Source organism: Leisingera aquaemixtae, assembly GCF_001458395.1.
In the GTDB taxonomy this organism is placed as follows: Bacteria; Pseudomonadota; Alphaproteobacteria; order Rhodobacterales; family Rhodobacteraceae; genus Leisingera; species Leisingera aquaemixtae.
Window position 1 is genome coordinate 42,239 of the sequence record NZ_CYSR01000027.1, and the last position, 24,538, is coordinate 66,776.

Consider the following 24,538-nt stretch of genomic DNA (forward strand, 5'->3'; position numbering starts at 1 on the left):
AAGCGGTCGCCGCGCCAGGGCATTCCCGCTACAGAGGCGGCATGACGCAAGACAACACATTCGAGATTTTCCTGACCGCGCCGCCGGGTCTGGAACAGGCGCTGCTGGCTGAGGCCAAGGAGCTGGGATTTGCCGCGCCCAAGGCGGTTCCGGGCGGGGTCACGGTGCAGGGAGACTGGCGCGAGGTCTGGCGCGCCAACCTGTCTGTGCGCGGAGCCGCGCGGGTTCTGGCGCGGATCGGCGAATTCCGCGCCTTCCATCTGGCCCAGCTTGATAAACGCGCGCGCAAGTTCCCCTGGGGCGATGTGCTGCGCCCGGACGTGCCGGTGAAGGTGGAGGTCGCCACCAACAAGAAGTCCAAAATCTACCACGCCGGCGCCGCCGCGCAGCGGGTCGAAAAGGCCATTGCTGAAACCCTCGGCGCCCCCGTCACCAAGGATGCTGCGCTGACAATCAAGCTCAGGATCGAGGACAACCTTTGTGTTTTCAGCGTCGATACCTCGGGCGAGGGGCTGCACAAGCGCGGCCATAAATCCGCCGTCGGCAAGGCGCCGATGCGCGAAAACCTCGCCGCCCTGTTCCTGCGCGAATGCGGTTTTATTGGGACAGAGCCGGTGGTGGATCCGATGTGCGGTTCCGGCACCTTCGTGATCGAAGCGGCAGAGATCGCCAAAGGGCTGCTGCCGGGCCGCAGCCGCAGCTTTGCGTTTGAACAGCTGGCAACCTTCGATGCGGACGCCTGGGCAGAGCTGAAGCAGCAGGGCGGGGCACGCGCAACCGCTCTGCTGTTCCACGGCTCCGACCGCAACGCAGGCGCCGTGGAGATGTCCGCCGCCAATGCGGAGCGTGCAGGTGTGGCGGATTGCACCCGTTTCGCTCAGGCGGCGGTCAGCGATCTGCAGCGCCCGGACGGCCCGCCGGGCCTGGTGATCGTCAACCCGCCCTACGGCGCTCGGATCGGCAACAAGAAACTGCTCTTTGCCCTGTACGGCGCCTTGGGGCAGGTGCTGAAGGAGCGGTTCTCCGGCTGGCGCGTGGGGATCGTCACCTCGGAAACCGCGCTGGCCAAGACCACCAGCCTGCCGTTCTTGCCGCTTGGCGCGCCGGTTGCCCACGGCGGCCTGAAAATCCGCCTGTTCAAGACAGACCCGCTGCCTTGAACAGGCCCGGGAACGCTAGAGGGCGCCCCGCGGCGCCCTCGACAAGGTTCGCATTGTTGAGGCTGGTTCAGCCGATATCGTAGATATCGCCCGTCCCGCCCTCGGTGCCGCCACCGGGCACAGTGCCACCCGCTGGCTGGGTCATTAGCGCCATAAAGTCCTCGGCACCGGGCTCGCCGCTACTGCCCTGAAACTGGCCTGCCAGGTTGGCGTCATACCAGTTACTCAGGCCGTCGCCGGTGACGCCGCCATTGGCATAAGAGCTGCCGCTGCTGGCCGCCCCCGCCGGATCATAGCCGCCTTCCAGAACCTGTTGCGACCCGTCCGGGTTGCTCACCACCAGAGACATGCTGCTGAGGTCGATATCCTCCAGCGTCAGCCCGGCGTCGGACCACAAGGTGAAGTTGGCATTGGTGACGGTGCCGTCGGTGCTGTCCGGTACTTGGCCGAATTGCACCATCGCGTCAAAATTGCCGGGCACGGTGGTGCCGGTGTCCAGCGCATTGACGGAATTGGCATTGGCCTCATGGCCGGTAACCGGCAGCGCGTTTTCGTCCGGGAAGAAGTTCAGCCCGCCAACGCTGGCATCCTCCGCCATGTTGAAGAACAGCCCGTCGATGTCGGCCAGCTCGCCGTCCCAGGAGGTGGGCTCCATCTTGATGAACAGCTGGTTTTCCGGCGTCTGCAGCACCTCGACGGTGACCCGCGGGTCGCCGTTGCCGCCGATCTCGAAGAAAACTGAGGTCTTGCCGGCGGCACCACCGCCATTGCTGCCGTCACCACCGGTCCCCTTGGTCCCGCCGGAGCCGCCGGTTCCCCGGGTGCCTCCGCTGCCTTTGGTCCCGCCACTGCCGGACCCTCCGGTGCCGCCCGAGCCCTTGGTGCCGGATCCGCAGCCGTGCGTTCCGCCCGAGCCGCCGGTTCCGCCGGAGCCGCCGGTTCCACCAGACCCTCCGGTTCCGCCAGAGCCGTTCCAGTCATCTTCCTCGCGGTACCACCAGTGCTTCTTGCCGTGATGGCCCTTGCCGCCGAAGCCCTTGGTGCCGCCAGACCCCCTAGTTCCGCCAGACCCCCTAGTTTCGCCAGATCCCTTGGTGCCGCCCCAGCCCTTGGTGCCACCGGAGCCCTTGGTTCCGCCAGACCCTTTCGTGCCGCCAGATCCCTTGGTGCTGCCAGACCTTTTCGTCCCGCCGGAGCCGTCTTCTTCATCTCTGTCGTCACGCCAAGCCTTGTAGCCCTTGCCTTTCCAGCCAAAGCGGTCTGACAGGTGGCTGTCGTACCAGCGGCCGAAATGCCCGCCTTGCACGCCGCCGTTATAATAGCTGGTGCCGCCGCAAGCCTGCTTACCGCCCCAGCCCCATGAAAAATGTCCCCGGCCCATTTCGCCCCCCAAGCAAACCCTTGAATCCCCATTGCGGAGTGGCCGGCACTTGGGCCGCTTCCGCGCAATTGATCACAGTAGGGAGACGCGCTGGAAGGGCCAAATTTTCGTCACATTTTAGGCGAATTTCATCGTTTCTGGGGGGGCTTTGCGGAAACAATCCGCGGGCGCAGGTTTTGATTGTGCGGCGTCTCCGGCCAATTGCCCTGCGCCGCCCTATCCCGGAGAGCGCGACTCAACCCGCGGCGCGCAGCCGTTGCCCAAATCTGTCCCGAAAATTGCCGCCTTTATCCCTTAGGGCGTTAACCGAAGAGGGGTGAGCTGGCCGGGGCAGGGCAGCGTTCGGGGAAGAGGTGCAGGCAATGGCTGATGGAAAATTCGACGACCGCACCGCGTATATCGCGGCGGCGGCCTGGGAGGTGCTCGGCGAGGAACCGGTGGAAATCACCGCCCCTGGCGGCAAGTCGCGCTCCTCGCTGCGGCTGCATTTCAAGGACCGAACGGCAATTGCCACCCTGCGCGCCAACTTCCGCCGCACCCATCTGGAGGCTTATGTTCTGGAGCAGCTGGCACCGCATTGCGATGACATTCCGCGGGTGCTGGGGGTGCATAAGGACGTGCTGTTCCAGTCCGACACCGGCGAGACACGGCTGAGTGAGGAGATCGTTGAACATGAGGAAGCCGACCAGCTCGACCTGGCGGCTGAGGCCTGCGCTGCGGTTTTCCGCATCCAGGCGGCGGCGCGCAAAACCGCGCTGCATACGGTGCTGCCGCATCTGGGCGCCAACCGCAGCTGGATCCGCAACTTCGTCGGCTCAGTGGCGGCGCTGGAAGCCTGCTCCATGGGCATACCCGATGCGTTCGACTACCCGGCGGTCGCCGGATACATGGAACGGTCGGGGGTGCAGTTCCTGAAGTGGGACTGCCGCGCCGGCAACGCGGCGATCGGCGAGGACGGGTATGTCCGCTGGTTCGATTTTGAATATGCCGGCCTGCGCCACGGCGCGGAGGATTTTGCCTGGCTCATCGGCGATGAGACCTGGCCCGTGGCGCCGGACAAGATGGCCGACGTGATGATCGAAACCTTCGATCCCGGCTGCGGCCATGAGATAGGCGAATACTTGGAGTATCTGTCGGCCTACACCGCCCTGCACTGCATTCAGCGGCTGGAGCTGATCCAGAAAGAGGTCATAAGCCGCGGCTGGCTCAGCCAGGAGCGGGTGCGCAAGTATGACGATGCCGGGGTGCATCCCGCGTTTGCCGCGCAGCTGTGCCGCACCGGCGCCTATTATGCCGCCCAATCCCGGCACACCGCCCCCCTCAGCCGCAACTTCGAGGCGGCGGAGCGCGCCTTTAAGGCAATGTCCGCGGGCTGACGGTTTCTCCTTCCTGTGACGTGCCGTCCGGGGTTCCGGCGATGAGATCCGCGCGGCTATCCTGTTGCCGGTCACACAGGGGGGAGAAGACATGCAGCAGGCCGAAGATTTCCGCGCCGAAAGCCGCGCCTTGGCGGCCATTCTGGAAGATCTGCCAGAGGCGGCGTTCCATGAGGCGACCCAGTTCAAGGACTGGACCATCGACCATGTTCTGGGGCACCTGCACCTGTTCAACGCCGCGGCGGAAGCATCTCTGCAGGGGGAAGATGAGTTCGCCGCCTTCATTGCGCCGGTGCTGCAGGACATGCAGGCGGGAAAGACGATCCTCGAATGCCAGTTCCCCTGGCTCGGCGGCCTGTCGGGCCGCGCGCTGTTTCAGGCCTGGCGGGACGGGGCGGAGCGCTGCGCCGATGCCTATGCTGCGGCGGATCCCAAAAGGCGGCTCAAGTGGATCGGGCCGGACATGAGCGCGTTGAGCGCCATCACCGCCCGGCAGATGGAAACCTGGGCGCACGGCCAGGAAGTGTTCGACCTGCTGGGGCTGCAGCGGCAGGAACACGACCGCATCCGCAATATCGCGCATCTGGGAGTGGCCACCTATGGCTGGAGCTTCGCGAACCGCGGGCTGGAGGTGCCGGAGCCAGCGCCGTTTGTGCAATTGACGGGACCGTCGGGCGCGGTCTGGGAGTGGAACACGCCGCAGGCTGGAAATTTCGTCAAGGGCAGCGCTGTGGAGTTTGCGCAAGTGGTCACGCAGGTCCGCAATGCCGGCGACACCAGCCTGCAGGCGGAAGGCGCCGCAGCGCAAGACTGGATGCGCATCGCCCAATGCTTTGCCGGCCCGCCGGAAACGCCCCCCGGCAAGGGCAGCCGCTTCACCGCAGAGACGTGATGCATGAGTTTTAGGCGCGGGACTTATGTAAGGGCCTGATCCGCCTTGTTCCCTGCTGGATAAAGTCCCGGTTCAAGCAAAATGCAGCCCCGCTGCCGGGCAAGGACAGCGGCGCGCTCCCGCCCGGCTTCGGCCGTCCTGGCGGACGGCCTGTGCCCGTTGGGCGTAGCGCCGCGCCCTGCGCGGCGCTACGCCCAAGGCCGCCAAGGGGGCGCGGCGCAGCCGGGGTCCCTGCGGGCGCGGGAGCGTTTCGCTTTTCCAGGCGCGGGCCTTTAGCGGGCGCCTGATGCGGCACCCTCAAAAGCATCAGTTCCGGCCGGGAGAAAGCCGCCGCCGCTCAGCGGCGGTTCCAGGCGCGGCTCAGCCCCTCCAGCGCCATGCGGCCGGGATCGGCGAGGCTGACCGGCAGCGCCTGCGCCTCCAGTGCCGCCCCGTAGAGCGCCTGCAGCGGCGGCTCTGCGATCAGCGCCAGGTTCTGGCCCAGCCAGTAAGGCCGCGCTGCCGCCAGTTCGGCGCCAAGCAGCAGCCCCCAGATCCGGGCGCGCGCAGCGGCCGCGGGCATCTCATCCAGAACCGACGAAGCCTGGACCGACGCCAGCCGGGCCGCCAGCTGCTCCGGCCTCGCTATCCCGTCCGCTGCCGCCTCGGCCAGCACCGCCTTGTCCCATCCGCCCGCCGCCGCCAGCCCCATCGCCTGCGCCGCTGCCTGCGCCATCTGGCCGGTCAGGGCGCTTTGGAAGCTGACTGCCTCGCGGGCGCTGACCTGCACCCAGTGAGTCACCGCTCCAGGCAGGCACACCACCCCGTCCCAGTCCAGGTTCAGCTGCAGAAAACCGCTGAGCCGGACCAGGGCACCCTGCATCACGCCGCAGGGCGCCGCCTGTCGGAGACCGGGCAGGGCGTGGATTTCCAGCCCGTCCAGCCGGGTTTCGCCCAGCGGCAAACCGGCGGGCACTGCCGGGACCGGATGCGGCGGCAAAAGGGAGCTGCCGCCCAGCACCACCGGGCAGATCGCGCCGCCCAGGGCCTGGCGCAGCGCCGCGGCCAGCGCAGCAGGGCGGCTGTCCGGCAGCTGCAGCACCTGCGCCGGAGCAGCGGCCGGCGCGCCGGGGATCACGGTCCAGGCGGTGAGCGTCAGCCCGTCCAGATTGGCAACCAGAAAGCCGGCCGCGCTTTGGGGAGGGTGCATAATGTCCTCATTCCTCTGCCATGGCTTTGCCTGCGGTTATGGCGGTGATTCCCGGTCCCGGCAAGGGCGCGGCGCGCAGCCGTACAGCCGCAAATACCCGTAAGGAGAGGTGTCTGCCCGCTGGTATGCGCGTCATAGGCTAAAACGCACGCCATTTCTGCAAAAGACAGGCCGCGCAGCGCTGCGCCCGGCGCGCAATATCCAGTACGGTGAGAGCGCCGGGTCCGGGCACTGCCTGTCCTCCTGGCCGGCTGCCGCACCGGACGGCCGCGCGTGACTGACCCCGCCAATCCGGAACACGGTTTGCACCGTAAACACTGAAACCGGCCGTGACAGCAACAGGAGAGACCGCAAACATGCCCGCCGCACCGGTACCGCACAATGCCATATTTGCCCAGCTCGCCGCGCGTCACCTGCTGACCCAGGGGTTCACACCCGCCGCCGTGTTTGCCGGCACCGGTTTCGGCCAGGCCCTGCTGGACCAGGAAGAGCCCGCCGCCCCCTTTGCTGCCATCGCCGGCTTCTTCAGCCGCGCTGCGGAGCTGACCGGCGATCCGCTGTTCGGCTTCCGCCTCGGCTGCGCCAGCGACCTGCGGCTGGCCGGCCTGCTGGGCTATATCGCCCGCACCTCGCCGACCGCGGGTTGTTTCCTGCGCAACATCGCGCGCTATGCCGGGGTGATGAGCGACGCCTGGGACGTGGACACATCCCGTCTCGCCTCGCACGGAGAGTTCGCCTGGTCCTGCACGGCGGCCTCCGGCCAGCAGGCGGATCAGTATACCGAATTCCTTGCGGCGCTGTTCTTTTCCGCCCTGCGCGAGGCGGCCGGTACGCGGATCGAGCCGCAGGAGGCGGCCTTTGTCCACCAGCGCCGCCGCGGCGCCGAAGAGATCGCGGCCTTTTTCGGCTGCCCGGTGCGGTTCGCGGCTCCGGCCAGCCGCATTGTGTTCAAACCCGAGGATCTGGACCTGCAGCTGGCCAGCGGCGACCGCCTGCTGCTGCGGGTGCTGCGCACCTTTGGCGACCAGCTGCTGCACGGCCGCGGGCTGGGGCGCAAAAGCACCGACCTGACGGCGCAGGTCGAAGAAGCGGTGTCCGCCCGGCTGTCCGGCGGCACCGCATCGCTGGCGAATGTGGCGGCGGATCTGGGCATGAGCCCGCGCACCCTGTCGCGCAAGCTGGCCCGGGCAGGCACCAGCTACTTCACCGTTCTTGAGGAATTGCGCAAGGCTCTGGCGATCCGCTATCTCCGGGAGAGCAGGCTGCCGCTCTCCGAAATTGCCTTTCTGCTGGGCTATTCCGGGCTGAACAGTTTCAGCGAGGCTTTCCGGCGCTGGACAGGGCAAAGCCCGGGACAGTTCCGCGGCGGCTGACCGGCTCAGACCGGGCTGAACCGGAAGCGATTCTGCACCTGATCTCCGCAGTTCGGGAACAATTCCGTAGCTTGGATGGAAATTGTTTCCGCTCACGCGGCCGTATTGAGGCTTTTTCCGGGCTTTTCCGGCGCCTTGCCACAATTTGCGCAAATTTCCTAAAATTTGGTTTAATTAGGGGTGACTGCAGAAATGCAGTGTCGCCAGGGGATTAGGCGACCAACAAGAACGGCGCGGGCGCGTGGGGGCGCGCCCCGTTTTGGAACCTGAAAATCAGTAGTGGTGTTCTGCGGCCGATGGCGCGCGGGAGGCCGGTTTGAGTTTATACACGGCCGCCTCGTCAATGAGGGCGGTCCAGCCGGTTTCAGGCTGGGTAGCGGGGGTTTTCGATGAAAGACTTGGTTCCCGGAGGGGCGGGGCTGTCTTTTGCGCAGTTTGAACAGGATACCGGGGGCGCCACTCTGCCTCACCGGCCTCTGCAGCATCTGCGCTTGCAGCCGATCAACATGAATGCAGGCCTGACCGGCTTTGCGGCGGCGGGGCGGCCTATTGCCCGGCCCGGCCGCCGGGCTGGCGGCAGCGGCTACCGGATAGCGGGCAAGCGGGTACTGGACCTGCTGCTGGTTATCCTCATCCTGCCGCTGACGCTGCCGGTTATCTTACTCTGTGCCGCGGCGCTGTGGCTGGAGGGCGGGCGGCCGTTTTACACTCAGCCGCGTCTGGGCCGCGGCGGCAAGGTGTTCCGCATTCTGAAGCTGCGCACCATGGTGCGCGACGCCGACGCCTTGCTGCAGCACTATCTGGACAGCGACCCCGCCTTGCGCCGGGAATGGCAGGACACCCAGAAGCTCAAGAACGATCCGCGCATCACCCCGGTCGGGCGGCTGCTGCGCATGACCTCTCTGGATGAGCTGCCGCAGCTGTGGAACGTCTTCAAAGGCGAGATGAGCCTGGTCGGCCCGCGCCCGATGATGCCGGAACAGCTGCCGCTTTACGGCGATGCTGCCGCCTATTTCGCGCTGCGTCCGGGGATCACCGGCATCTGGCAGGTCTCTGTGCGCAACGAAGGCAGCTTTGCCAGCCGCGTGCAGGCCGATTTCGATTACCGCGACGGGCTGTCGCTGGGCCGGGACCTGGGGCTGCTCTGGCGCACCGTCGGCGTGGTGATGAAGGGGACGGGATATTAACCTCTGTCTGATCCTATGCAGGCCCGCCGTCCGGGCCTGGCAGCAGATCAGCCAGCCATTGCGGAGGGCAGGGTTGTGAAGCATTTTGCAATATCAGGGGCGTGCGGCGCCATCCCGGCCCGCGGCCCGCTTACGGGACTGGAAGACGATGAGGACGGCATGAGCGAGCAAAGCTTCAAGCGGTTCCGCCGCCGCCGCGCGCCGGCGGCGGCCGCGCCGTCTGCCGATGGCGGCACCGGCGCGGCAGAGCCGCCGCAGAGGACAGCGCCCGCCGCACCGCCGCAGGTGCAGCTGCCTGCCCGCCTGCCGGAACCCTGGGACCGGATCCGCCAGGTGCCGTTTGACACCGGCGCTGAGCAGGCCGCGCGGCTGCCGCTGGTCAGCCGGTTCCGCACCTCGCCTGCGGCCAAATCCTTTGACCTGCTGCGCACCCGGCTGCTGCACAGCCTGAAGGCGCGCGGCTGGAACAGGATGGCGGTAACCGCGCCAGCGGCGGGCTGCGGCACCACATTCTCGGCGATCAATCTGGCGCTCAGCCTGGCCCGGGTGCCGGGCAGCCGCACCATTCTGATGGACCTGAACTTCCGCCGCCCCGGCATGGCCCGGGCGCTGGGGATAGAGGCGCAGGGCGATCTGTCCGCCTTCCTGTCCGGCAGCACCCGGATCGAAGACCAGTTCGTGCGCCCGCTGCCGTCGCTGGCAGTTGGCCTCAACCGGAGCGCGGATCAGGATGCGGCAGAACTGCTGCACAGCGGCAGCTGCGCCGAGGCGCTGGACGCCATGATGCTGCGCTCGGGCGCCGATACCGCGCTGTTCGACCTGCCGCCGGTGCTGGAGCATGACGACACCGCGGCCTTCCTGCCGCAGGTGGACGCGGTGCTGCTGATCTCCGACGGCACCAGCACCACCGCCGCGCAGCTGGCCGCCTGCGAGAAAATGCTGGCCGGCCATACAGAGCTTCTGGGCGTGGTGCTGAACCGGGCCCGCGATACGGACAGCCCGCTGAACTGACCATCCCGGCGTCATAGTTTTGCCCGGTTGCTGTGGTCAGACTCCGGGCGCGGGCCGCTGCCGGGCCGATCCGGCACAGGCAGCGGGCAGGGGCAGCCGGCACAGGCAACGGGCACGGGCAACGGGCAGGGGCAAGAGAGCAGACAGATGGGGCCGATTTACTCGCTAGGCGATTTTTTGGACATGGTGCGGCGCAGGCTGTTCACCATTGTCTGCGTCTTTATCCTGGGCTGCCTCGGCTCGCTTTGGTTCGCCGCCAGCCAACAGCATCAGTATGAGACCGCCGAGGTGCTGCAGGTCACCCAGCCGCAGATTGCGGGCGAACTGGCCAAGTCCACCGTCGAGGGCTCTTCCGCCCGCCGCATACAGCTGATCGAGCAGCGCCTGATGGCCCGCGGCGCGGTGCTGGAAGTCATCGAAAAATTCGGCCTTTATGCGGATATGGAGGTGCTGACCCAGCTTCAGAAAGTGGCGCTGCTGCGCGAGTCGGTGCGGATCACCGGCGTCGCTGCCGCCCGCGAAGGCTTTGCCGACGATGGCACCATTTCGGTGCTGACCATCACCGCCCGGATGCCCACCGCCGAACAGGCGCAGCAGGTCGCCAGCGAATTCGGCCGCCGCACGATTGAGCTGAGCGTCGCCACCCGCATTGATCAGGCCCGCGAAACCCTTAGCTTCTTTGCCGGCAAGGAATCCGCGCTGGCCGATCAGGTCGCCGCGCTGGAAGATGAAATCGCGGCCTACCGCAATGAAAATGACGTGACCCTGCCGGGCACCATCGAATTCCGCCGGGCAGAGATCGCAGCCCTGAACGAAGGCCTTCTGGAAATCGCCCGCGAACGGATCGAAATCCGCCGCGCCGCGGACCAGGCGCTGGCCACCGAACGCCCCGCCACCGCCCGCCGGATGCAGGAGGAAGCGGAGCAGAAGCTGGCCACGCTGGATGCGCAGGAGCAGCTGCTGACCCGGCGCAGGGCCGGGCTTGAGGCGTCCTTGCAGACCACCCCGGAGGTGGAGCGCCGGCTGGGCGCCTACGACCGGCGGCTGGAGCAATTGCAGGCAGAGCTTGCGCAGATGACCTCCCGCCGCAACGAGGCAGAAGTGGGCTTCCGCCTGGAGACCGGCCGCCAGGCAGAGCGTCTGACGGTGATTGAGCCGGCGCCCTTGCCGGATTACCCGGTGACCGGCGCCCGCAAGACCAAAGCGCTGATGGGGGCCGCGGCCAGCCTGCTGGCCGCCTTTCTGGCCGCCTTCCTGCAGGAGCTGCGCCAGCCGGTGCTGCGCACCGCCGCGCAGATGGAGCGGGAAACCGGCCTGGTGCCCGTGGTTTCCATCCCGGTGATGGACACCCGCCCGCCGCGCCGCGGAGTGCTGGACCTGATCAGGCGCAGAAGCTAGCCATCAGGCGCTGTCCTCGGCGAACAATCCCAAGCCTGCCATTTATGCCCGTGCCTAAGGTGCGCCAAGAGCAGCTGCCATTGCAGCGACTTCCGGCCAGTGCCAGCTCAGCGCGGCTCCGCCTGCCGCCACCGTCAGCAGCGCATAGCCCGCATCATGCAGCGGATCCCAGACATGGTGACGCCGCGCCAGCCGCACCAGCACCGGATAGGCCGCCAGCATCGCCAGTCCCAGCGCCGCAATGCCGCCCGCCAGCCCGAACCAAGCCACGCCGCCCAGAAACAGCGCCGTCTGCAGGCAGGCCCGCACCGCGGAAAACACAAAGAACCCGCGGCTGTCGCCTGCCGCCAGCGCCGCCTGGTCATAGGTCATGGTGATCACCGCCGGCGCCAGCGCCAGCGCAATCAGCACGATCATCGGCCCGGCCAGCACGTAACGGTCATCATAAAGCAGCTGCACCAGCCACGGCCCGGCCCAAGCCATCGCCAGCAGCATCGCCAGGATCGCCGCCGTCAGACCGCCGCGCAGCTGCCGCTGCCGCCGCAGGTTCTCCGGCGCTGCCCGCACAGGCTTGTCGCGGTAGACCGGGATCATCAGCCGCTGGTTCACCGCATGGCCCAGCAGCATCGGAAAGCTCGCCAGGAAATAGCCGATGTTGTAGACCCCCAGCACTTCAAGCGGCACGAACTTGCCCAGGATCGCCCTGTCCCCCTGCGAGGTCAGGAACCAGAAGGCGGTCGACAGGAAAATCCACTTGCCGAAATGGATCAGCTCCCGCGCGGCGGCTTTCTCCCAGCGGAACCGGTTGGCCGCGCCCGGCAGGCCGTAGTGGCACAGCGCCAGCTTGGCCGCAGCCTGGATCACCCCGCCCAGCACCAGCGCAATCACCGACTGCGTTGCCAGCGCCAGCGCAATCATCGCGGCCAGCCCGATCACCTGGCCGCCCAGGTCCAGCACCGTGACCCGCCCTGCCAGCAGATGCCGGTGCGCGGTTTCGATCCGTGTCGGGTTAAAGCCGGCAATCGCCAGCCCGGCACCGGCAATAGGCAGGTAGACCAGCAGCTCCGGCGCGCCGTAAAACGCCGCCGCGGGCCAGGCCAGCAATGCCGTCAGCGCCCACAGGCCAAAGCCGCGGATCACCTGAATGGTCCAGGCAGTATCCAGAAACGCCGGATCATCCCCCCGTTTGTTCTGGGCAATCGACGGCCCAATGCCGACATCGGAAAACAGCGACAGCCCCACCGTCACCACGGCGACCAGCGCCATCAGGCCGAAGGCCTCGGGAAACAGGATGCGGGTCAGAATCAGGTTCGAGGCCAGCCGCAGGGCCTGGCTGCCGCCATAGCCGATCATCAGCCACGAGGCCGAGCGCAGCACCCGCGCCGCCATCCCCTGGCCTGCAAAATGCGATGCAACCCGCTGCATGTTCTAATAGATCCCCCAACGTCCGGTACCGCAGGCTAGGGAGGCGGGGCAGGGGCGTCAATCGCGGGGACGCCTGCGGTGGCGCAGACAGCTTCCGCAGGCCGGAACCGCAGGACAATCCCGCAACCTGTGCCGCATTCTCCACGCCTGCGCGACAAGCGGACGGCGGTGCTGGGCAAGCCGCGAAACCGCCGCTAACCTGCGGCGGACAAACCTTTTTGCACGGATTTTTCAGCGTTGAAGATCGCCTATGTCCTGAACACCTATCCGCAGCCGTCGCACAGCTTCATCCGCCGCGAGCTGCAGGCGCTGGAGCGTCAGGGCGTGGATATCCTGCGCCTGGCGATGCGCCCCTCCGGCGCGGCCCTGGCCGATCCCGGCGATCAGGCTGAGGCGGCCCGCACGGAGTATGTTCTGAAGGCAGGGGCCGGGCGTCTGCTGGCAGCCTTGGCACGGGAAACGGCGGCGCCGGCCCGGTTCGGGCAGGCGCTGAAGCTGGCGCTGAAACTGGCGCGGGCCTCGGACAAGGGCATCCTGCGCCACCTGGTCTACCTGGCCGAGGCGGCGTTAGTGAAACAGCGCTGCGCGGCAGAAGGTGTGCAGCACATGCACGCGCATTTCGGCACCAATTCCGCCGCGGTTGCGATGCTGGCGCATGTTCTGGGCGGCCCCGGCTACAGTTTCACGGTGCACGGGCCGGAGGAATTCGACGCGCCGCACACCCTGTCGCTGGGTGAAAAGATCAACCGGGCCAGGTTCACCGTGGCCGTCAGCCGCTTCGGCAAAAGCCAGCTCAGCCGCTGGGCTGCGTTCGGCAAATGGGACAGCCTCAACGTGGTGCATTGCGGCATCGAGCCGGACCGCTTCGCCGATCCCGCGCCGCTGCCCCAGGGGCCGCTGCGGCTGGCCGCCATCGGGCGCTTTGTCGAGCAGAAGGGCCAGATGGTGCTGGTCCGCGCCATGGCCCGTCTGGTGCAGGAGATCCCGGACCTGCATCTTGCGCTGATCGGCGACGGCGGGATGCGCGCGGATCTGGAAGCGGAGATTGCCAGGCACAGCTTGGGCGGCAACATCACCCTGACCGGCTGGCTGGCGGAGGACGGCGTGCGGGCCGAGCTGGCCCGCGCCCACGCGCTGGTGATGCCCTCCTTTGCCGAAGGCCTGCCGATGGTGGTGATGGAGGCGATGGCCGCCGCCCGCCCGGTGGTCGCGACATATATTGCCGGCACGCCGGAACTTGTGGTGCCGGGGCAGACCGGCTGGCTGGTGCCGGCCGGGGATGAGGCCGCGCTGGCAGAGGCGGTGCTGGCGCTGGCGCACACTCCGGCAGCGCGGCGGGCGGCCATGGGGCAGGCGGGCCGCGCCCGGGTGCTGGAGCGTCACGACAGCGCGGGCGAGGCGGCCAAACTCGCCGCGCATTTCCGCAACGCCATCTCAGGGTAGCCGCCGGAGCCCTCCCGCCCGTCGCCGCCGCATCCGCGGGATGCGCCGCTCCCGTTGGGCCAGGCTCAGCGCCCTTGGCGCTGAGCCTGGCCCAAGGCCGCCAAGGGTGCGCTGGCGCAGCCAGGGCATCCTGCGGGCGCGGGAGGGCTTTGCCTTGGCAACCGCACTCAGCGGCCGCGGGTCCAGCGGGATTGCGAGGTGTAAAGCGGGGATTTGACCGCCAGGGCCACCGAGCCGTAGACCAGAAATCCGGCCGGATCCGCCGCCAGCAGCTTCAGAACCGCACCACCGCCAGCGGGCGGCTTGTCGTCATTGCCCAGCAGCTGCGGATACCGGGCGGCCACTTCCGCCACCCCGGCGTTCTGACGGCGCCGCACCCGCACCAGATTGCGGAACCCCTCCACCATCGGCCAGCTGTAGCCTGCTGCCACCTGCACCCGCTCCGCCGGGGCAAAGTTCAGCCGGGCAAAGGTGTCATCGGCGATGATATCCGGCCAATCCCCCCAGCGCTCCCGTCCGGCGCGGCTCATGGCAAAGACGCCGAACCCGGGCACCCCGCGGGTGAAGAACGGCAGCCGTGTCCACAGCCGCGCATAGGCCCGGGTTACCGCGCTGCGGGCAGGGGCCACCTGCGGGCGGCCGCTGGCATACCGCGGCGCGCCATTCGCCAGGGCCTCAGCCAGCTGCGCAATCAGTGCGGGCGAGACCGCCACGTCGGCATCCAGATAAATCAGGATATCCCCGCGCGCCGCGCCATCGCCCGCCGTCAGCGCCCGCAATTTCCCGCCCTCCGGCAGTTCCAGCACCTCAAGCGTCCAGCCGGGCGGCGGCGCAACCGCCCGGGCCAGCGCCGCGGTTTCGTCAGTGCAGCCATTGGCCAGAACCAGCACCTCGCCCGTCATGCCCTGCGGCAGCGGCGCGGAGGCAAACACGCCCTCCAGGCAGGCCCCGATATAGCCCGCCTCATTGTGGGCCGGGATCAGCACCGACACCCGGGGGCTCACTTCGCCGCCTCCAGCGCTTCCCAGCGCGGGTTGGTATCGCTCAAGGTGCGCAAGGCGCCCCAGCTGCCCCATTTTCCGGGCGCGCCCGCATCGGCGTAAGCGGTGAACAGCGCGCCCCCAAGCGCGCGCCAGCCCGCCAGCAGCTCGCGGTAGAGCGCCCCCATTTCGGGCGTGTAGTTAAAATGAGTGAAAAAGCCGGTCAGCGCGCCGTCCTCCACCATCGGGCCGATCCCGACCACATGGCTGCCGCCCTCATACATGATCAGCTCCAGCCCGTGCTTTTGCGCGACGCCTGCATGATAGGGCAGCACCCGGCCCAGCAAATCCGCCAGCGTGTCGGTGCTGTCACCCGAGATCAGCCCGTCGCGCAGCTCCGCACCGGCCTGGGCTGAGGCCGCATCATACTGGTGCTGCTCGATAAACTCCGCCGCTGCGGCCCCCGCCAGCCCCCGCTCCGCAGCTGCCGCCCGGGCCTGGTCCCGGCTGGCGGCAATCCAGGCCCGGACCTGCCCGGCGCGCTCTTCCAGTCCCAGGATGCCGCCGAAGTACCCGGTTACCGCATAGGCGTCGAAATAGGCCGCAGGCGCCAGCCTGTCCGCCCGTTCGGCCTTCCACAGCGGCGCCGCCAGCACCTGCTCCTCCAGCCCCAGCCAGCCGGTCTGCGAGGAGATCACCCGCACCAGCCGCTTGCTGTCCGCCCCGAAGACCTCTGTCCAGATCTGCGCCACTTCCGCCGCGCGGCCGCCATAAAACTGCATCCACAAGCCGTCACCGCCCCAGCGCGCCTGGGCCTGCGCATCGGCCCAGGGCGCCTGCTGAAACTGCCAGTTCCAGACCTCGTTGGAATATTCCGCATAGGCGCGCAGTTCCTCGTCCAGCCCTTGCTCCGCCAGCCGGGCAAACTGCCGGACGTAAGTGTCATCCGCCATATGCGGCATGGTGAACCAGGCATCGGCCCCCAGCCTATTGGCCAGCGCCAGCATCACCTCGGCCGGAACCCCCTTCAGCGCCCAGGTGTAGTCCTGCGGCAGCGGGCGGTCCTCCCAGCCGGTCTGGGTCGAGTCATTGGTGGCCATCCAGTCCATGAACCGCAGCGCGGCAAAGCCGTCCAGCCGCTCCAGCCACAGCGGGTTGAACAGGGCGCCGCTGTCAAACGCCTCCAGATGCTCTTCCTTCACCACGGTGATATTGCGGACGTATTCTCCCTCCCGGCCCATGCGCTGGATGCGGATTTCCACCGGGCCGGGGCCGGGGGTGTAATCGAACCGCACCTCGCCCTTGCCGTAGCGGACGTTTTCCGCGCGGCCCGCGACCTCGACGATGCCCTCGCCCTCGAACCGCAGCACATAGCGGCCCTTCAGGGACACCGCCTCCTGCGGCAGGTCGGTCAGGATCACCGTGCCGATGGAGCCCAGCTCTGGCGGGATCGCGGTGGGCCAGCCATCCGGATCGAGATAGCCCGCAGCCTGCAGCTCACCGTGATCCGCGCCGCCCCACTGGCCGGGAAGGTGGCCGATCCAGGGCCGCGCGGTTTTGAAGTGGTCCAGGAACGGGGCCTGGGTGCTCCAGTCGGCAATGCCCGCCAGATTGATGGCGACGGGCTGGCGCACGGGCGGTCCCGCCAGTACCGGCCCTTCTGACAGCAGGGATGCGTTCAGCACGGGGAGCACCGGATCCTGCGGCAGCGCCGCCGGCTCCGCAGGCAGGGCTGCGGTGCGCAGGCTGCCGCCTTGCGCTGCGGCCCAGGCAATGTCCTGCAGCCGCGCTGCCAGCTCTGGCGCCGGCGCGGGATAGGGCTTGCCCCAGCGGTCCGTCAGCCGGTGCGGCAGGCCCGAGGGGTTTTCCCCGGTCAGCACCGCGTACTGCAGCAGCGCCAGGAAGTAGAAGCCGGTGGCGTTGGGGTGGATGTCATCGGCAAAGACATCGCGGATACTGGCAAGCCCGGGCATCGTGCCCGCCTGAATGGCATCGTCCAGCCGCGCCATCGCCTGGCCTGCGGGCAGCAGCTTCACATCGCCGCCGGTTGCGGCATTGACGCCGTCCACCACCGCCTGCCAGCTTGGCAGATCCTGTTCCAGCCGCTGCCGCCACGGCACACCCGCACCGTCATCAAAGGGCACCGCCGTGCCGGTGCCGCTGTTCAGGCTGTGCCAGGTTTCCTGCAAATAGAACTGCACCTCCGGGTTGGCGGCGCGGGCCAGCTCATAAAACTGCGTCACCGCCTGTTCCGTGCCGCTCCATTTCAGGTGATTGGCCAGCGGAATCGCCTCCGTCACGATCACCGCGTCCGCTGGCCGGCGCAGCCTTTCACGTGAATCAACACCCTCCGCGGTGGCGCTGTGCTGCCAGTTATAGCTGAGCGGCGCACCGTTGATGATCTGCGCCTCCACCGTGGCCTCGGCGCGGGTATCCAGCAGCTGGTCCAGCATCTGCGGATTGTCCGGCCCGAACAGCGAGTGGCCGATCATCACAACCGAGGTGATCAGCGCCTCCGGACTCATGCCGGGCCCTCTGCCGCCGCCAGACCGGTGCGGGGCAGGGCGCGCACGGTCTCCCACACGATTGCCTGCACTTTCGCCGCCGCCGCGGGGCTGAACGCTTGCGCCGCGCTGCCGTTTGCCCGGGCCAGCTCATGCGGCAGCCCAGCGGGAGAGCGCTGGTACAGCACCGCGTAATGGGTCAAGGCAATCACATAGGCCCCCAGATCGTTGATATGGATCGGGTCCAGCCCGCCGTCAGGCGTGCGCGCGAACAGCGATTCACGTGAAGCCAGTCCGGGGATCTCCCCGGCCTCCGCCGCCCGCGCCACCGCAGCCAGCACTTGCCCGCCGGGGATCAGATACACCGGGTGGCCCGGATTGCGTCGGCTGTCCGGCGCCAGGAGTTTGCCCGCCCACAGCGTTTCCAGATCACTGCCGATCCGCTCCAGCCAGCCCTCGGGGTCATCCAGCCGGTGCCAGGTCTCATAAAGGTAAAGCCGGGTCTGTGCTGACCCCTGCCGCGCCAGATCTGCCCATTTTCCCAGATACTTGGCCGCCTCGAAATACTTGACCGCATCGCGCAGCTCGACCATTTCGGTCAGCACCACGGCGCCGTAGTCGCCCGACCCGATGGCGTCCTTTGCCGCCCGGAAGGCAGGCGCGCGGTTGGCCGCTTCGAAATCGAGGATGTCTTCCTCCGGCTCCCAATGCGCCCGCAGCGGCGTGCCCGACCCCAGCTGGCTGTTATACTCATGCCCCTGTGGCGCCAGCTGCGCCAGCATATGCGGCATATCCGGCCCGACCAGCGAATGGCCCAGGTGAAACACCTTCAGCGGCTCCTCCGGCGGGGTCAGCGGCGGCGGCACCGGCACGCTGCGGCTGCGGGTTGCAAACACCATCAGCCCCAGCGTGGCAGCCGCCGCCGTCAGCGCCAGAAACCCGCGCCGCCCCATCATCCGCGCCCCCGGATTTCCGCTGTGGTCATGATCAGCCCGGCCCCGATTGCAAACCGCCCGCCGACAGACTCGCCGCGGGCAAACGGCGGCCGGTCGGCAGTAAAAAACGCTTGAAAAGCTCCCGCCGCCAGATCGAATTCCAGCTCCATCCCGTCAAAGCCGTAAAACGCCCGGCTCAGCGTGTACTGGCATTTATAGGCCGCTTCCTTGGCGGAAAAGAACACCTTGGCCATCTGTCCCGGATTGTCCTGCCCTCGCAGCCAGGCCTGTTCCCGCTTCGAGCAGATCGCGGGCAGCAGGTCGTCCTTCAGCGGCGTGTCTTCCTCCACGTCGATGCCCAACGCCTGCACATCGCCTGCGCGGGCCAGCACCGCCATGGCGCAGCTCTTGGTGTGGGTGATCGAGCCGACCACCCCCGCAGGCCAGACCGGCGCCCGGTCGCTGCCGACCTGCACCGGGGCGGGGGGCATCTGCAACTGCCGCATCGCCTGATGCACAGCGGAACGGCCGGCAGCAAACTCGTTGCGCCGCTTCTCCACCGCGTTGGGCGACAGCCCGGCGGCCTCATCAGCCAGCGGCGGCGGCGGCGTGCCCAAGGGGTCCGCCCCGGCCAGCGCCACATCGGCGGCAAAAAGCGGCCGGACCAGGGCCAGCCGCTCTGCCAGTTTGCTGTTGGTCTCTGTCATCCGGCCCTTGCCCTGCGGTTTGCCCGCATGGCCCGCCGCTTCGACATGGTGTCGGCGCGGTCCGGCCCTGCGGCTGCCTCAGGCTGTTTTTCCGTATTTGCAGGGGTGCCTGCAAGCCCTTCGATATGCGCCGCCAGCCCCGCCAGTGTCGGGAAGCGGAAAATGTCGGTGATCGACAGCGCCGCCGTGCCCAGCTCCGTGCGCAGCTCCCGGTGCGCCTGCACCGCCAGCAGGGAATGGCCGCCCAGGGCAAAGAAATTGTCCTGCGCCCCAATGCCGCTGACGCCCAGGATACGGCTCCAGACAGTGGCGATCCTGGCCTGCGCACCGGCATCCAGAGGCACCGACGGGGCGGCCTCAACCCGCGCAGGCTGCGGGTCCGGCAGCGCCTTGCGGTCGATTTTCTTGTTGGGCGTCAGCGGGAAAGCCTCCAGCGTGACGATATGCGCGGGCACCATCACCGCCGCCAGCCGTGCCTCCAGCGCCTGTTTCAGCGCCTCCCCGGACACCGGCGCAGAGGTTGTGACATAGCCGGCCAGCTGTTCCGCTCCGGCCTCTCCGCGCGGCACCACCACGGCGCCGGTCACACCCGGCTGCGCCGCCAGTGCTGCCTCGATCTCCCCCAGCTCGATCCGCTGGCCGCGGATCTTCACCTGATGGTCGGTGCGGCCCAGGAACATCAGATTGCCTTTTGCCGTCCAGCGCACCAGATCGCCGGTGCGGTACAGGCGGCCAGCAGCGAACGGTGTGTTAACGAACCGTTCAGCGGTCAGTTCCTGCCGCTGCCAGTAGCCCGCCGTGACACCCGCGCCGCCGATATACAACTCCCCCGGCGTTCCCGCGGGGACCGGCGCTTGATTTTCGTCCAGAACATAGACCTGCGTGTTGGCAACCGGCGTGCCAATCCCGGCTGTCCCTGCGGGGACAGCGGAGATTTTCTCGACTGTGGACCAGATCGTGGTCTCGGTCGGGCCGTACATATTGCGGATCTCTGCCCGGGTCGCGTCCTTCAATGCCTGCACCAGATCGCCGGGCAGCGCCTCGCCGCCGACCAGCAGATGCTGCAACTGGCCCAGGCAGGCGCTGGCGTCCGCGTCCGCGGCTATCATCCGCGCCATCGACGGGGTGCATTGCATATGGCTGACCCCATGCCGCACGATCTGCGCCGCCAGCGAGAAGTCATCCGCCGCCAGTTCCTGCGGCGCGTTCGACAGGCGCAGCACCTCGGCCAGCGGTTTCAGCCCCTCCAGCACCACGTCGGGCGCGATGCCATAGTCGATCAGGCAGGCAACCTCATCCATGCCGATGCGTTTCAGCTGCTCGACCCGCTGGCAGGCGTCCTGGATCGTGCCGAACAGGCCGGACTCTTCGAAATACCGCTCGAACGCGAAGTCGAGGATCGCCTCCAGCTCTTCCTCGGACAGCATCCCCAGGTCCATCTCGAAGGGGTTGTTCACGCCCTCGGGTTTCTTGAAGGCGGGGAAGGCCCAGGCGTATTGCTTGATCAGCCCGGCGGCGGAGCGCAGGTAGTCCTTCATCGGCTCGCGCGCTACCTTACGGGCCTCCTCGCGGGTTCCGGCCAGATAGCTGTGCAGCATCAGCGTGACCCTGAAATCCGCGGGGTCATGGCCTGCGTCGCGCAGGGCGTCGTGGTAGATGCGGATCTTGCCTGCCACCTCCTCGATACTCTGCCCCAGGAGGTGAGTCAGCACATTGGCCCCGATCGCACCGGCCACGCGCCAGGTCTCCGGGTTGCCCGCGGTGGTGACCCAGACCGGCAGCTCCTTGGAGACCGGGCGGGGCTGGGTGATGACGCTGTGCGCACCGCCGTCCTTGCGCGGGAAGGCCACTTCCTCGCCGCGCCACAGCTTGCGCACGGTTTCGATGGCGTCAAACATCGCGGCCTTATTGGCGGGCGGGGTGTTTTCGGGGCGCAGGATGAAATCATCCGGCTGCCAGCCGGAGGCAAAGCCGATGCCCGCACGCCCCGCGGTCAGGTTGTCGATTACCGCCCATTCCTCGGCAATCCGCGCCGGATGGTGCAAAGGCGCCACGCAAGAGCCGGAGCGCACGCCGATGTTCTGCGTCACCGCCGCAACCGCGGCGCCGGTGACCGACGGGTTCGGATAAGGCCCGCCAAAGGCGTGGAAGTGGCGCTCCGGCGTCCAGACCGCGTTGAAACCGTGCCGGTCAGCGAACTTGGCGCCTTCCAGCAGCAGATGGTATTTCTGCGGCCCCGGCCCGTCGTCATTGCCCCAGTAGAACAGGTTGAAATCCATCTTCCGGGTGCTGAGCGCCACGGGGCCCTTGGACAGCTCCAGCCGGCTTTCGTCGCTGGACAGAACCAGCTTTAAGCCGCGCGAGAGAGTCCAGAACAGCTCCAGCACTGAAATGTCGAAGCTGAGGCTGGTGACGGCCAGCCAGGCGTCGCCCTCCTGATGCGGGATGCGGGCGTCCATGCCGGTGAAGAAGTTCGACACATTGGCATGGGTGACCATCACCCCCTTGGGCAGGCCGGTAGAGCCGGAGGTGTAGATGAGGTAGGCCAGATCGCTGCCGGTGGCGCCGCCGGAGGTGTTTTCCCCGGCTGTCCCCGCGGGGACGGTTTCGATGTCCAGCACCTCAGCGTCCGAGGCCGGCAGGCTGCCCGCCAGCGCGCTTTGCGTCACGATGACCTGCGCCTGGCTGTCTGCGATGTAATGCGCGACGCGGTCCGCGGGGTAGGCAGGATCCAGCGGCACATAGGCGCCGCCGGCCTTCATTACCCCAAGCGTGGCAAACACAAGGTCCGGCGCACGGCGGATGTAAATGCCGACATGGCTGCCCGGTTTCACGTTCATTTCACGCAGGCGGGCGGCCACCGCATTGGCGCGGGCGTTGACTTCGCCGTAGGTGAAGCTCTGGTCCTCGAACACCAGCGCGGTTACGTCGGGGGTCTTGGCGGCCTGCGCCTCAAACGCCGCGTGGATGGTCAGACCGGCGGGGTAGTCCGCGGCGGTCTGGTTCCAGTCCTCCAACAGCAGCTTGCGCTCGGCTTGCGGCAGGATGGGCAGCTCTGCAACCGGGCGGTTTGGGTCTTCCGCAATGGCAGCCAGCACCAGTTCCAGCCGGGCGGCGAGCAGTCCGGCGGATTTAGCGTCCAGCCGGGTGCTGTCGGTGTGCAGCCCCATTTTGCCGCCGCAGAAGGCGACGGTGGCGATGCAGCCGCCGACCGGCAGATCCTGGTCCAGAGACAGGCCGATTGCGGGCTGCGCCTGCGCCGGAATTGCCGGATCGCGGGCCACCAGGTCCTCAGGGAAACCGCCGTATTTCCGGGCCTTTTCAATTTCTTCTGCCATGCGGCCGGTAAGATCCTGCAGCATCTGGCCGCGCCGGGCCTGTATCGGCACCCAAGGAGAGATCAGGCCGGGCAGGGCCTCCGTGCTGCCAGCGGCGAGCGCCACATCGGCGGCGTTTTCCCCGCTGCTGAGCAGCGCCCAGGCCAGCACCCCAGCCGCCGCCTGGCTCTCACTGAGGGCGGCCGGCAAGGCGATCGCATAGCGGTCAAACCCGTCCCCCCCGGTATCCGAGGCCAGCGGCACCTGCACCGGCTGCATCACGGCAAGCCGCCGGCGCCAATGGCTTTCGCCGCCCTGGGCCGTCGCGAGGCGTGTGGTGAGCGTCTCTGCCTCAGCTGCAGTCAGGGAGGGCACCATGTCCCCCGCTTGGGCCAGTTTGGTGATGTCCAGCGGCTGGCCTGCGGGCGTGGTCAGGCGGGAAAGGGTCAGGGCGCCGTCGCCTGTGGCGATTGTTATGCTGGTTTTACGGGCTTCGAGCACCGTCCCCGGCGCGTCGCTGCCGTCCGCAACTTCGGCAGCGCCAGCCAGAACGACCGTGCCGCCGATGCGCAGCTTGGCGGCGCACAGCGGGTTCCAGTAGCCGCCGGTATCCAGCGCGCGCACCAGCCGGGCCAGCTCCGCCGCGGGGCGGGTGAAATCGAGCATCCCGCCCGCTGCCGGGCGGTCGGATTTTTTGAACAGGCGGCGCTGGCTCAGATCCTGCTTCTGACGGGCCAGCTCACCGGTTTCCAGCTGCGTGACGACCTCGCCAAAACTGTCCATCGCCGCGGCGTAGCATTTGGAGTTGAGGCTGAAGGCGGATTCATCCGCCGCTACATCGAACAGGCGCTGGGCCAGGATATCGCCCTCGTCGACGCCGCCTTCGATCAGATGCCAGGTGATGCCATGCTGCGGCTCGCCGTTGATCAGCGCCCAGTTCGGGGTGTTGAGGCCCGCGTAATGGGGCAGGGGGCCGTCGTGGAAATTGACCGCGCCCTTGGCGGCCAGGGCCAGCACCGCGTCCGGGATCACGGTCAGGTTGGCAACCGACAGCAGCCAGTCAAAACCGCCGGTCAGGTCGCCGGGTTTATCCAGCAGCGTCAGTCCCTTGTCCGCGGCCCAGGCACGGATGTCCGCGTCGTGGGAGACCACAGCCCGGATCTGGTGGCCGCGGGCCAGCAGCGCATCGGCGCAGCCGATCAGGAGGGATTCATTGCCGATCAGGGCACAGGTGAAAGCGGTCATTTCTGCTCCTTTGCAAGCGGAGAAGGGAGGCGCGTTTCCGAAGAGGGTGAGCGGCGCGGCGCTAGAAGCGCGCGCAGGCTGTGCAGGCACAGATCGCGCAGGAAATGCGGCGGATCCGCCTGCGGCTTGTTCTGGATCAGGCGGCGCAGGCCATAGATCAGGCTGCCGCTGATACGGGCCAGCGTGGCGGCGGCGGCATAGGCGCGGCCGTGGTTCTTGGTGAAGTAGTGCAGCCGCGAGTCGAACCAGTACTGCGGCGTGCGCTGCCAGCCCTTCATGCCGGTGGAGACAGAGCCGATGTGGGCCACCTCGCTGGCCGGCACATAGTGGGTGCGCCAACCGGCGCGGGCGGCGCGGCGGCACAGGTCGGTTTCCTCGAAGTAGAGGAAAAAGGTCTCGTCAAAGCCGCCCGCGGCCTCAATCACCTCGCGGCGGATCATCAGGCTGGCGCCGGCGGTCCAGTCCACCTGCACTTCGCCCTGCGGCATATCCATCGCCACCACCCAGGGCTTCAGGAGGCGGGTGAAGATGCCGGTGCGCACGCTGGCCTCGAACTCCCCCGCGATCGAGGGGAAGCGGAAGGCGGTGCGGTGCGGTTCGCCATCGGTGCCGCGCACGTAGGAGCCGGCCAGCCCGGCGCCGGGATGCTCCAGCAGGAAGTCGCGCAGGGTGCGGATGGTGCCGCCCTGCACAAAGGCGTCGGAATTCAGCAGGTAATAGAACTCCGGCGCGCTGCCGCCGGCCAGGCCCGCCTGGATGCCGATGTTCATGCCCGCGCCAAAGCCGCCGTTGACCGGCGAGGCCAGCAGCCTCAGCCGCCCGCTGTCCAGCCAGCCGCGGGCCTCTGCGCCGGCGCGGATCTGCTCAAAGGAGCCGTCGCCGGAGCCGTTGTCGATGATCAGCAGCTCGCCCGGCAGGTCCTCCATTTCGCGCAGCGCGGCCTCGGCCGCCTGCAGGGTCATCTCCGGCGTGCGGTAGTTGAGAAGGATGGTGAGGATACGCTGCTGGCTCATCA

General features: G+C 67.8%; 17 protein-coding genes. 8 read left to right on the plus strand and 9 right to left on the minus strand.

The genetic code is table 11. The features are described from left to right. The first annotated feature begins 41 nt into the window (after positions 1 to 41). Positions 42 to 1,160: a THUMP domain-containing class I SAM-dependent RNA methyltransferase gene (locus PHA8399_RS12950; RefSeq protein WP_058286625.1), complete on the plus strand. Its 1,119-nt coding sequence runs from the start codon at positions 42 to 44 to the stop codon at positions 1,158 to 1,160. Positions 1,161 to 1,227: 67 nt separating this feature from the next. Here the strand turns inward: PHA8399_RS12950 and PHA8399_RS22665 are convergent, their stop codons facing one another. Beyond that, positions 1,228 to 2,541: a hypothetical protein gene (locus PHA8399_RS22665; protein WP_058286558.1), complete on the minus strand. Its 1,314-nt coding sequence runs from the start codon at positions 2,539 to 2,541 to the stop codon at positions 1,228 to 1,230. Positions 2,542 to 2,903: 362 nt separating this feature from the next. Here PHA8399_RS22665 and PHA8399_RS12960 point away from each other — a divergent pair, with 362 nt between their 5' ends. Together PHA8399_RS12960 and PHA8399_RS12965 are read left to right on the plus strand one after the other, a co-directional pair. Continuing rightward, positions 2,904 to 3,917 (plus strand): hypothetical protein, encoded by a 1,014-nt coding sequence (locus tag PHA8399_RS12960; RefSeq protein WP_058286559.1) that lies wholly within the window; start codon positions 2,904 to 2,906, stop codon positions 3,915 to 3,917. A 91-nt stretch (positions 3,918 to 4,008) separates the two neighbouring features. Beyond that, the gene (locus PHA8399_RS12965; protein WP_058286560.1) at positions 4,009 to 4,809 is read left to right on the plus strand and encodes a TIGR03084 family metal-binding protein; all 801 of its coding nucleotides are present in this window, start codon (positions 4,009 to 4,011) and stop codon (positions 4,807 to 4,809) included. Between the two features lie 337 nt (positions 4,810 to 5,146). On the opposite strand, the gene PHA8399_RS12970 is transcribed toward PHA8399_RS12965, so the two are convergent. Further along, positions 5,147 to 5,998: a 2-dehydro-3-deoxygalactonokinase gene (locus PHA8399_RS12970; RefSeq protein ID WP_058286561.1), complete on the minus strand. Its 852-nt coding sequence runs from the start codon at positions 5,996 to 5,998 to the stop codon at positions 5,147 to 5,149. Positions 5,999 to 6,354: 356 nt separating this feature from the next. On the opposite strand from PHA8399_RS12970, the gene PHA8399_RS12975 reads away from it, so the two are divergent. The 4 genes from PHA8399_RS12975 to PHA8399_RS12990 all read left to right on the plus strand — a co-directional run bounded on the left by PHA8399_RS12975 (position 6,355) and on the right by PHA8399_RS12990 (position 10,967). After that, entirely contained in the window at positions 6,355 to 7,371 is a 1,017-nt protein-coding gene (locus PHA8399_RS12975; protein WP_058286562.1) for an AraC family transcriptional regulator, read from the plus strand. A 485-nt stretch (positions 7,372 to 7,856) separates the two neighbouring features. Further along, positions 7,857 to 8,558, plus strand: coding sequence for a sugar transferase (locus PHA8399_RS12980; protein ID WP_244270224.1), 702 nt, complete (start codon positions 7,857 to 7,859; stop codon positions 8,556 to 8,558). Between the two features lie 159 nt (positions 8,559 to 8,717). Then, positions 8,718 to 9,569: a CpsD/CapB family tyrosine-protein kinase gene (locus tag PHA8399_RS12985; RefSeq protein WP_342027520.1), complete on the plus strand. Its 852-nt coding sequence runs from the start codon at positions 8,718 to 8,720 to the stop codon at positions 9,567 to 9,569. 147 nt (positions 9,570 to 9,716) lie between these two features. Then, positions 9,717 to 10,967, plus strand: coding sequence for a GumC domain-containing protein (locus tag PHA8399_RS12990; protein ID WP_058286564.1), 1,251 nt, complete (start codon positions 9,717 to 9,719; stop codon positions 10,965 to 10,967). A 54-nt stretch (positions 10,968 to 11,021) separates the two neighbouring features. On the opposite strand, the gene PHA8399_RS12995 is transcribed toward PHA8399_RS12990, so the two are convergent. Then, on the minus strand, positions 11,022 to 12,392 hold the full coding sequence (locus tag PHA8399_RS12995; RefSeq protein ID WP_058286565.1) for an oligosaccharide flippase family protein: 1,371 nt from the start codon (positions 12,390 to 12,392) through the stop codon (positions 11,022 to 11,024). Positions 12,393 to 12,629: 237 nt separating this feature from the next. On the opposite strand from PHA8399_RS12995, the gene PHA8399_RS13000 reads away from it, so the two are divergent. Next, on the plus strand, positions 12,630 to 13,835 hold the full coding sequence (locus PHA8399_RS13000) for a glycosyltransferase (RefSeq protein WP_058286566.1): 1,206 nt from the start codon (positions 12,630 to 12,632) through the stop codon (positions 13,833 to 13,835). 167 nt (positions 13,836 to 14,002) lie between these two features. On the opposite strand, the gene PHA8399_RS13005 is transcribed toward PHA8399_RS13000, so the two are convergent. The 6 genes from PHA8399_RS13005 to PHA8399_RS13030 are packed head-to-tail and all read right to left on the minus strand — an operon-like array spanning position 14,003 to position 24,536. Then, entirely contained in the window at positions 14,003 to 14,839 is an 837-nt protein-coding gene (locus PHA8399_RS13005; protein ID WP_058286567.1) for a glycosyltransferase family 2 protein, read from the minus strand. Beyond that, positions 14,836 to 17,340: a hypothetical protein gene (locus PHA8399_RS13010; RefSeq protein WP_058286568.1), complete on the minus strand. Its 2,505-nt coding sequence runs from the start codon at positions 17,338 to 17,340 to the stop codon at positions 14,836 to 14,838. Before PHA8399_RS13010 ends, PHA8399_RS13005 begins: the two co-directional genes overlap by 4 nt. Continuing rightward, positions 17,337 to 18,275 carry a hypothetical protein gene (locus PHA8399_RS13015; protein WP_058286569.1) on the minus strand — a complete coding sequence of 313 codons (939 nt, stop codon included), beginning with the start codon at positions 18,273 to 18,275 and terminating at the stop codon, positions 17,337 to 17,339. The genes PHA8399_RS13010 and PHA8399_RS13015 overlap by 4 nt, the downstream gene beginning before the upstream one ends. Then, entirely contained in the window at positions 18,272 to 18,961 is a 690-nt protein-coding gene (locus PHA8399_RS13020) for a 4'-phosphopantetheinyl transferase family protein (protein ID WP_058286570.1), read from the minus strand. Before PHA8399_RS13020 ends, PHA8399_RS13015 begins: the two co-directional genes overlap by 4 nt. After that, positions 18,958 to 23,523, minus strand: a complete 4,566-nt coding sequence (locus PHA8399_RS13025; RefSeq protein WP_058286571.1) for a MupA/Atu3671 family FMN-dependent luciferase-like monooxygenase — start codon at positions 23,521 to 23,523, stop codon at positions 18,958 to 18,960. Before PHA8399_RS13025 ends, PHA8399_RS13020 begins: the two co-directional genes overlap by 4 nt. Then, positions 23,520 to 24,536: a glycosyltransferase family 2 protein gene (locus PHA8399_RS13030; protein WP_058286627.1), complete on the minus strand. Its 1,017-nt coding sequence runs from the start codon at positions 24,534 to 24,536 to the stop codon at positions 23,520 to 23,522. Before PHA8399_RS13030 ends, PHA8399_RS13025 begins: the two co-directional genes overlap by 4 nt. Between the last annotated feature and the right edge of the window lie 2 nt (positions 24,537 to 24,538).

What these genes read in the sequence shown, in the direction of transcription:
- PHA8399_RS12960 (WP_058286559.1), top strand. Translation starts at nt 2,904, where the DNA reads ATGGCTGATGGAAAATTCGACGACCGCACCGCGTATATCGCGGCGGCG.
- PHA8399_RS12985 (WP_342027520.1), top strand. Translation starts at nt 8,718, where the DNA reads ATGAGCGAGCAAAGCTTCAAGCGGTTCCGCCGCCGCCGCGCGCCGGCG.
- PHA8399_RS12965 (WP_058286560.1), top strand. Translation starts at nt 4,009, where the DNA reads ATGCAGCAGGCCGAAGATTTCCGCGCCGAAAGCCGCGCCTTGGCGGCC.
- PHA8399_RS13020 (WP_058286570.1), bottom strand. Translation starts at nt 18,961, where the DNA reads ATGACAGAGACCAACAGCAAACTGGCAGAGCGGCTGGCCCTGGTCCGG.
- PHA8399_RS13025 (WP_058286571.1), bottom strand. Translation starts at nt 23,523, where the DNA reads ATGACCGCTTTCACCTGTGCCCTGATCGGCAATGAATCCCTCCTGATC.
- PHA8399_RS13030 (WP_058286627.1), bottom strand. Translation starts at nt 24,536, where the DNA reads ATGAGCCAGCAGCGTATCCTCACCATCCTTCTCAACTACCGCACGCCG.
- PHA8399_RS13010 (WP_058286568.1), bottom strand. Translation starts at nt 17,340, where the DNA reads ATGAGTCCGGAGGCGCTGATCACCTCGGTTGTGATGATCGGCCACTCG.
- PHA8399_RS12990 (WP_058286564.1), top strand. Translation starts at nt 9,717, where the DNA reads ATGGGGCCGATTTACTCGCTAGGCGATTTTTTGGACATGGTGCGGCGC.
- PHA8399_RS12995 (WP_058286565.1), bottom strand. Translation starts at nt 12,392, where the DNA reads ATGCAGCGGGTTGCATCGCATTTTGCAGGCCAGGGGATGGCGGCGCGG.
- PHA8399_RS12970 (WP_058286561.1), bottom strand. Translation starts at nt 5,998, where the DNA reads ATGCACCCTCCCCAAAGCGCGGCCGGCTTTCTGGTTGCCAATCTGGAC.
- PHA8399_RS12950 (WP_058286625.1), top strand. Translation starts at nt 42, where the DNA reads ATGACGCAAGACAACACATTCGAGATTTTCCTGACCGCGCCGCCGGGT.
- PHA8399_RS12975 (WP_058286562.1), top strand. Translation starts at nt 6,355, where the DNA reads ATGCCCGCCGCACCGGTACCGCACAATGCCATATTTGCCCAGCTCGCC.
- PHA8399_RS22665 (WP_058286558.1), bottom strand. Translation starts at nt 2,541, where the DNA reads ATGGGCCGGGGACATTTTTCATGGGGCTGGGGCGGTAAGCAGGCTTGC.
- PHA8399_RS13015 (WP_058286569.1), bottom strand. Translation starts at nt 18,275, where the DNA reads ATGATGGGGCGGCGCGGGTTTCTGGCGCTGACGGCGGCGGCTGCCACG.